Raw genomic sequence first — 4,342 nt, 5'->3', positions numbered from 1 at the left:
AGTTTTCCTAGTCTCTCTAACCATATATCAATACATCATTATAAAATTAAAACTTTATACTCATAATATCTATCTCAACCACTTTTAACACTTATGGGGATCACGGCCTTGCGCCCTTTTTCTTTAAGTTTTTCCGCATACTTTTATCGGCTACCATACGTTTTACCCCATCCCCCTTCACAAGATGATCCCCCCATCATGGTTCTGACTTTTTGTCAAGTGAAAGTGGTAGGGTTTTCGTGGGCATTATTGTCTGTTTTTAGCGTCAGCGCTGTGTTGATGCGCGTACAATTGTTGAATCGATCATTGCGTATTCGTTGTAAGTAGCGCTGGCTAAGATTTCAAAAACGCTTTTCCATACGCCTTTTTGATTCTAATGGGAGTGGGGTGCTTAAAATTGCCAATGCTAAAATTCCTTCACGGAATTCCTGTGTGATAGCGGTGTGAAAACAGCTCCTGCAAACAGGCGGTTGTCTTTTTCTATAACACCCACAAGAATGTCTAATTGAAATTTCGAATGAATATCGCAGCTTATATAGGAAAACCTAAGAAGCTCTACCTTGCTAAAATTTTATTTTTTAAGATTTTATGGATCTTTAAATTTTCCTGCTACTTTATAAGGTGCATACGGCGGAGGACTGTTTTCTCTTGACAATTTTCTTTCTTAAACCAAGAGTTTATGTACAATTTTTATTCAGGCAACCCTTAGTCAACTCCTTATGGGGACGTTTTGAGTACGTTCCTGTAAATTGGTATAATCTTTTAAGAAATCTAACTAGTTCTTTAAAAAGATCTAAATTTCTAACTTAATCCACCCTTGATATTTTTTTCCACAACGGACAAATCCCCACCCTTGAGGAATATCTTTTTCAGTTAAAACTTGACCATAATCCCCCCACACTTGATTCCCTATCTTTACTGCACCCTCAGAAATCTTTCGCCGAGCTTCACTGCGAGACTCTACAAATTCTAAACGTTCTAAAATATCCACCATGGTAACTCCCTTAGAAAAACAATCCGCTGGTATGTTCCAATGGGGCATATTAAGATCTAATGTATCAGGAGATTTATCATGGAAAACACCATCAATCATGCTATGGATTCCCTTAAGGCACTCATTTCCGTGGACAAGAGCGGTTGCTTTATCTGCCAACAAAATTTTTGCCTCATTTACAGCATCTTTTTCTGAGAAGCTTTGAATTTCTTCAAGGGAAACTAACGTATACAGCTTAAGGAAACGAATGACATCTTCATCATCAACATTACGCCAAAATTGCCAATAAGAATAAGGAGAGCACAGAGACGCATCTATAAAAATCGCCCCTTGCGCACTTTTTCCCATTTTTTTTCCATCCTTTAAGGTGGTCAACGGCATAGTTAGCCCAAACACTTGAGCTTTTGCATACCGGCGCACCAAATCTACACCAGAAACTATGTTTCCCCACTGATCTGATCCACCAAACTGAACTGTACACCCATATTCTTGGTACAACTTCAAAAAATCGTAAGACTGAAGCAACAAATAATTAAACTCTATAAAACTTAAAGGCTCTTCTTTTTCAAGACGACTAGAAACATGTTCCAAAGAAAGCATACGGTTTACTGAAAAATGTATACCAATATCTCTTAAAAAGGGAATGTATAGCAAATTATCCAACCAATCTGCATTATTAACCATGTATGCTCCACAAGGCGTGTCAAAGCTCAAAAACTGACGCAAATTTCGCTGAATTCCTTTTATATTTTTTTCAATGCGCTCGTTCGTAAGTAAAGGGCGGCTAGTATCTCTCCAGGAAGGATCCCCTATTTTACTGGTCCCCCCCCCCAACAATAAAATCGGACGATGACCATATTCTTGCATCCAACGTGCCACCATAAGTGCCACCAAATTCCCCACATGAAGACTTTCTGCCGTTGCGTCAAACCCACAATAAGAAAGTACAGATCCAGACGAAAAAGCGCTATCTAAAAGCTCTGGATGGGTAGATTGATAAATAAACCCTCTCTGCTGCAAAGTATGTAACAGGTCACTTTTATACTGAAAACTCATTCTTTTCCCTCTTTAACACATTAAATTCGAAACTGAACATTCCATCATACTACTCTCCACATTTTTTTCTAACCATTTAAATTGCACAGTAAAAACTCTAATTTTGAACAGATTGCTTTCGATAATTACGAGGAGGTTTTTTCGTTCGATCTTCTGGGTCCCTGCCTTCTTCAGGATCATTTTTTTTTTCTTCTTCGCTTTGACTTTGGACTGAAGGACTTTCTTCCTGCTTAAGCGAGTTCAAATCGTGACTAACTCTTTGATAATGCTCTACATACTCAAAAAAATACTCCGAAAGAACCGTATCACCCAGCGCAAGTGCTTCCCTTCCAAGACTTAAATACTTTTCTACCAGCTGAACACTTGTCCCCCTAGCTTTACCCGTTGGACCTTGGCTTTCAAAAATATGATGCTTGTTCTTTGCAACTTTCTGATTTCTGTGGGACCCGGGGCGAAATTGATAAGGCCCTTGCGGTTTATCTCTAAAAGAATTCATGACGAGTCTTGAAAAAAGAATGTCTTTATTCTAATAAACAAAAAAAAATCTGTCAAGAGATAAAGAATTCAATTTTAGGAACAAACCCTTTATCTTAATTAAAATTTTTGACTTCGTCTAAAATCAAAGACAATAAATTAATTAATTCTTCCCAAGCTAAAATTTGTTTAAAAAGAAACTAAAAAATCTAACATGTTTCAATAATGCGTGCAAAAATTTCATAACATTCTTTTAGCTCTTCTTGAGTAATTACATAAGGAGGAAGCGTATATACGGTAGTTTTTAAAGGACGTACTATTAGCCCTTCTTTTAAACATTTACTTTGAAATACAATACTTTCTTGAGAAGAATTCAAGTCAAAGGCTCCCATAGTTCCAAAAGATCGTAGTTTTGAAATGGGAAGATTTTTTTGTTTTAGAAAAGAAATCCCTTGACGTTGAGCGGTAATAATCACTTGAATCTGCCTTTGACAGTGTGAAGATTGCAATAGTTCTAAAGCGCCAACAGCGGCAGCACAAGCAAGGGGATTGGCAGTATACGAATGCCCGTGTGCAAAAGCATCTTTCCAATCTTTGCTTAAAAATGCTGTATAAACTTCACCAGTTGTCACTGTTAATGCCAGAGGTAAAAACCCTCCCGTAATCCCCTTAGATAGGCACAAAAAATCGGGAATCACTTCAGTGTGACTGAAAGCAAAATACGGACCTGTTCGGCAAAATCCTGTCATTACTTCGTCAAAGATAACTAAAATTTGATATTTCCGCACTGCAGCAATACAGGCGTTAATAAACTGGGGTCGGGCCAAACGCATTCCACTGGCACCTTGCAGAATTGGCTCTATTATAATCGCCGAAATTTGGTCTCCTTTAAGGGTCAATATTTTTTCTAAAACACAAAGCGCATCCGCTTCTTTTTCTACAACATCAGGGTCGTGATCCCAAGTTTCTGGATAAGGAATTGTGTCTACAGCAAAACAAAGCTCGGAAAAGACAGAATGAAATCCAGAATCGATACCAGCAGACATAGCCCCCACAGTGTCTCCGTGATATCCTCCTTTAAAGCTTAGAAAGGTTTTTCGATGGAATTGGTTTTTATTTTTCCAAAATTGATAAGCCATTTTTAGTGCAACTTCCACTGCGGTGGATCCGTTGTCGGAAAAGAAAAAGCGACATAATGGTTGAGGTAAAATTTTTTGAAGCGCCTCACAAAGCGTCACTGCTGGTTCATGAGTAAACCCTGCAAACAGAACATGCTCTAACTTAAGCGCTTGTTGGTAAATACGTTCTGCTATAACAGGATGACAATGACCATGCAGATTAACCCACCAGCTAGAGATCAGATCTAAGTAAGCTTTTCCTTTTTTATCATAGAGATAGGCGCCATTTCCTCTTTGTAGTGCTATCACTTCTGGAGCGATTTCTTCTTGAGTGAACGGATGCCAAATTAATTCCTTATCTCGTTTAGAAAGAGACATCTTCGTATCCAAAATTTAATTTTTTTATATGTATTGCTTATACTAAGAGCGCTGGGAAGTCAATGCTAAACATAAAAAGTATAGCTGTTGTACAGTTTAAATGGAAAGGCTTTTTAGCAGACCATACTCCCCCTCACTTTTTTGAAGGGGCTTTTAAAGATCCGAAAGAGAGGCTATTTTATTAAAAATGAATAACAATGTTTAATGCAAATGAACCTTCTGTACTTAGTATGATCGATTAGCGAAAGGTTCAGCATCCTGCGCTGATCCACAAGATGAACGCTCCACCTTCAATAAAATCCAAGCTTGAACGCGTCAGGCG

3 protein-coding genes and 1 pseudogene are annotated in these 4,342 nt (G+C 38.1%); all 4 read right to left on the bottom strand.

Features of this window, described 5'->3' with window-relative positions:
• Positions 1 to 258: 258 nt before the first annotated feature.
• A pseudogene (locus tag K737_RS12150) lies at positions 259 to 373 on the bottom strand (IS5/IS1182 family transposase); the annotation flags it as partial.
• 420 nt (positions 374 to 793) lie between these two features.
• Positions 794 to 2,050 carry a tyrosine--tRNA ligase gene (tyrS, locus tag K737_RS06085; RefSeq protein WP_023491822.1) on the bottom strand — a complete coding sequence of 419 codons (1,257 nt, stop codon included), beginning with the start codon at positions 2,048 to 2,050 and terminating at the stop codon, positions 794 to 796.
• 97 nt (positions 2,051 to 2,147) lie between these two features.
• Positions 2,148 to 2,546: a DUF4167 domain-containing protein gene (locus tag K737_RS06960; protein WP_006287972.1), complete on the bottom strand. Its 399-nt coding sequence runs from the start codon at positions 2,544 to 2,546 to the stop codon at positions 2,148 to 2,150.
• Between the two features lie 187 nt (positions 2,547 to 2,733).
• A complete protein-coding gene (bioA, locus tag K737_RS06075) occupies positions 2,734 to 4,020 on the bottom strand; it encodes an adenosylmethionine--8-amino-7-oxononanoate transaminase (RefSeq protein WP_006287973.1) in 1,287 nt (428 codons plus the stop codon).
• Between the last annotated feature and the right edge of the window lie 322 nt (positions 4,021 to 4,342).

The organism is Holospora undulata HU1, from assembly GCF_000388175.3.
Lineage (GTDB): Bacteria > Pseudomonadota > Alphaproteobacteria > Holosporales > Holosporaceae > Holospora > Holospora undulata_A.
Note: the sequence above shows the minus strand (reverse complement) of the source record. Positions and strands in the feature narration are given on the sequence as shown.

Excerpts from the sequence above, each read along its gene's own strand:
- tyrS (WP_023491822.1), bottom strand. The coding sequence starts at position 2,050 with ATGAGTTTTCAGTATAAAAGTGACCTGTTACATACTTTGCAGCAGAGA.
- K737_RS06960 (WP_006287972.1), bottom strand. The coding sequence starts at position 2,546 with ATGAATTCTTTTAGAGATAAACCGCAAGGGCCTTATCAATTTCGCCCC.
- bioA (WP_006287973.1), bottom strand. The coding sequence starts at position 4,020 with ATGTCTCTTTCTAAACGAGATAAGGAATTAATTTGGCATCCGTTCACT.